Source organism: Rhodococcus sp. R1101, assembly GCF_000278445.1.
GTDB classification, from domain to species: domain Bacteria; phylum Actinomycetota; class Actinomycetes; order Mycobacteriales; family Mycobacteriaceae; genus Rhodococcus; species Rhodococcus gordoniae.
In genome coordinates this window covers 1-3,216 of sequence record NZ_AJVB01000450.1, presented here as the reverse complement: position 1 = coordinate 3,216, position 3,216 = coordinate 1, and the positions used below count along the sequence as shown (strand labels likewise).

Below are 3,216 nucleotides of genomic sequence, written 5' to 3'. Positions count from 1 at the left end.
GCGCGGTGCGCACCGCCAGCACGATGCCCCACGGAACGACGACCCAGATCGGCCAGAAATAGATCAGCGACATGGTGCCCAGCGACACCAGCGCCCACACCGCGAGATTGATCGATCCCACCGCCGCCCAGGCGCCCCACTCGATGCGTTGGTGGAGCGGCAGGCGCAGACGTGTGACCGTGTTCCCGGCGGGCCGGGGCGGAGTGGGAGCGGGTGTGGGCGGCAGGTCGGCGAGGACGGCGCCGGCGTCGTCCTGTGTCGTGGCGCGGTAGACCAGGGCGACGCGCTCGTCGAACTCGGTGATGGTCAACCGTCCGGCGGTGAGGTGGTGCCCCAGTCGCTCGACGATCGTCTCGCGCTCGGCGTCGGAGATGCGGAGCGGTGGGCCCGCGGTGCCGGTACGGGTCGGGGCGGCGGGGGATGTGTGTTCCATGGTGCCCTCCGGGATCTTCCACAATGGAATGTCACCTGGTTCCAGGGTGGATATGCCACAGTGGAATGTCAAGCGTTTTCGGTGCCCGGATCGAGAAAGGAACCGGCCATGACCGGACGACCCCTCAACGCCACCGCCGCGTCACTGCTCGGGTTCCTCCACGAAGGCCCCAAAACGGGCTGGGACCTGGTATCCACCGCGCAGACCCGCATCGGCAAGTTCTGGTCGCTGACGACGAGCCAGGTCTACCGGGAACTGGCCACGATGGAACGGCAGGGCCTGATCGAGGCGGGTGAGAAGGGGCCGCGCGACCGCAAGCCCTTCCTGTTGACCGACGCCGGGCGCCGGGCCTTCGCCGAATGGATCGATCGCGAGCCGGGCGACGAGAACATCAGGCACCCGCTGCTGCTGACCGTCGCCTTCGGCGATCACCTCCCGCCCGAGCGCCTCGCCGCGATGCTCGCCGACCATCGACGCAGACACGAGGAGCAACTCGCCGATTACGAACGGGAGGCGGCCGCGGACATCCTCCCGCCCCACGCCGCGGCGACACTCGATTTCGGCATCCTCTACGAACGGGCCGTCCTCGACTGGTTCGACCGCGTGCGCGACCGGCTCGGAACCGGTCCGGTCAGCGCAGCGGATCGAACGCCCTGAGCAAGGGATCCGCCTCACCGGTCATCGATCCGGCGAGCAGCCTTCCGGTGAGGGGGCCGAGCGCCACGCCCCACATCCCGTGCCCGCCGGCGACGTACACCCGATCCGAGCGGGTACGGCCGATCAGCGGGAGCCCGTCCGCCGTACACGGCCGCGAGCCCACCCACTCCTCGGTGCGCCCGTCCCAGTCGACCTCGCGCAGCAGCGGACGTGTCGCGTCGACGATCGCCCGGATGCGCCGCGGGTCGAGTGGGGCGTCGGGGCTGCGGAACTCCATCATTCCCGCGACACGGAACCTGTCGTGGAGGGGTGTGCACGCCACCCGCTGCGCGGGGAAATAGACCGGGTTCTTCGGAATGCTCGGAGGTCGCACGCTGAAGCTGTAGCCGCGACCGGCCTGGACCTGTGTGCGCACACCGAACGACCGGGCGAGCGCTCCCAGCCACGCCCCGTTCGCGAGCACCACGGCATCCGCCGAACGCGGGTCCCCGCCGGCGACGACGACGTCCACCCCGCGACCGGTGTCGCGCACCTCCTCCACTTCGGCGCCCGTGACGATCTCCGCGCCCCGTGCGCGCACGGCGTGCGCCAGCGAGGCAACGAACCGAGGCGGGTCGATGAACCGTTGTCCCCGGATGCGGATACCCACCCGCACCGCGTCCCCGAGCAACGGTTCGAGCGAATGCAGCGTGTCGGTGTCGAGCAGGTCGAAGTCGATCTCGCTGCCGGCGGTGCGCGCGTGTTCGAACTCCTCGACCAGCACGCGACGGTCGTCGTCCGAGGTGAACGCCGCCAGGAACGGATCGGCCACTCGCGTCGGCTCGGTGACGATCGTGCCCCCGGAACCGCGGGCGAGATCGTCGTAGGCACCCAGGGCGAGGCGATTGGCGCGCGCGAAGATCTCCATCGACGACGTCCAGCGCCGCGTCGTGCAGTGTCGGGCGAAGTCGGCGAGGAAACGCAACAGCCGCAGATCGGTCGTAGGCGGCACGTACACCGGCGACGCCGGCCGGAACATCGACCGCAGCCCGTAGCGCAGCACCGCCGGCTCGGGCAGCGGCAAGGTCAGTGCCGGCGCGAGCCACCCGGCGTTGCCCCACGAGGAGTCGCCCGCCACCCCGACCCGGTCGAGCACCGTGACCTCGATGCCGCGCTCCTGCAGGAACCATGCGGTGGACAAGCCCACGATTCCCGCACCGACGACCACCGTCCGACGAACCGTCATCGCAACCTCCTGTGAACGACGAAGCCTGCACCTCCATCATGGACCCGGAAGCGCGAACGGGCCGGGCTCGCGAACGGCTTACTATTTCCGGGGAAGTTCTGCTTGTGGAAAGGGAACCCGGAATGAGTACGAACGTCGAACAGCGTGAATTCCAGGCCGAGACGCGACAGTTGCTGGATCTGATGATCCACTCGATCTACTCGAACAAGGACACCTTCCTGCGCGAGTTGATCTCCAACGCGTCGGACGCCCTGGACAAGCTCCGGCTGGAGTCGTTCCGCAACAAGGATCTCGAGGTCGACACCTCCGACCTGCACATCGAGCTCGAGGTCGACAAGGACGCGCGCACCCTGACCGTGCGCGACAACGGCATCGGCATGAACCGCGACGAGGTGGTCGATCTCATCGGCACCCTCGCGAAGTCCGGTACCGGCGAACTCCGTCAGAAGTTGCGCGAGGCCAAGGACGCCGCGGCCTCCGAGGAGCTGATCGGTCAGTTCGGTATCGGCTTCTACTCGTCGTTCATGGTCGCCGACAAGGTCACCCTCGTCACGCGCAAGGCGGGGGAGAAGACCGGTACACGCTGGGAGTCCAGCGGCGAATCCACCTACACCATCGCCGAGGTCGACGACGCTCCGCAGGGCACCTCGGTGATCCTGCATCTCAAGCCCGAGGACACCGAGGACCACCTCTTCGACTACACCTCGCAGTGGAAGCTCGAGGAGATCGTCAAGAAGTACTCGGATTTCATCGCCTGGCCCATCCGCATGGAGGTCTCGCGCACCACGAAGACGGAGGACGGCACCGACGAGGTCACCTTCGAGACCAAGACCCTCAACTCGCAGAAGGCGCTGTGGGCACGCTCGAAGGACGAGGTCTCCGAGGAGGAGTACACGGACTT

At 68.0% G+C, this 3,216-nt stretch carries 4 protein-coding genes; 2 read left to right on the top strand and 2 right to left on the bottom strand.

Annotation, left to right across the window (positions count from 1 at the left end):
* Positions 1-433: DUF1707 SHOCT-like domain-containing protein (locus R1101_RS0119640; RefSeq protein ID WP_016935024.1), on the bottom strand; the 433-nt coding region annotated here is incomplete at its 3' end.
* A gap of 108 nt (positions 434-541) precedes the next feature.
* On the opposite strand from R1101_RS0119640, the gene R1101_RS0119635 reads away from it, so the two are divergent.
* Complete coding sequence (locus tag R1101_RS0119635) at positions 542-1,090, top strand: PadR family transcriptional regulator (RefSeq protein WP_016935023.1); 549 nt, start codon at positions 542-544, stop codon at positions 1,088-1,090.
* Here R1101_RS0119635 and R1101_RS0119630 read toward each other — a convergent pair.
* Positions 1,065-2,315, bottom strand: coding sequence for an NAD(P)/FAD-dependent oxidoreductase (locus R1101_RS0119630; RefSeq protein ID WP_016935022.1), 1,251 nt, complete (start codon positions 2,313-2,315; stop codon positions 1,065-1,067). The genes R1101_RS0119635 and R1101_RS0119630 overlap by 26 nt on opposite strands.
* 122 nt (positions 2,316-2,437) lie before the next feature.
* On the opposite strand from R1101_RS0119630, the gene R1101_RS0119625 reads away from it, so the two are divergent.
* Positions 2,438-3,216: ATP-binding protein (locus R1101_RS0119625; RefSeq protein ID WP_016935021.1), on the top strand; the 779-nt coding region annotated here is incomplete at its 3' end.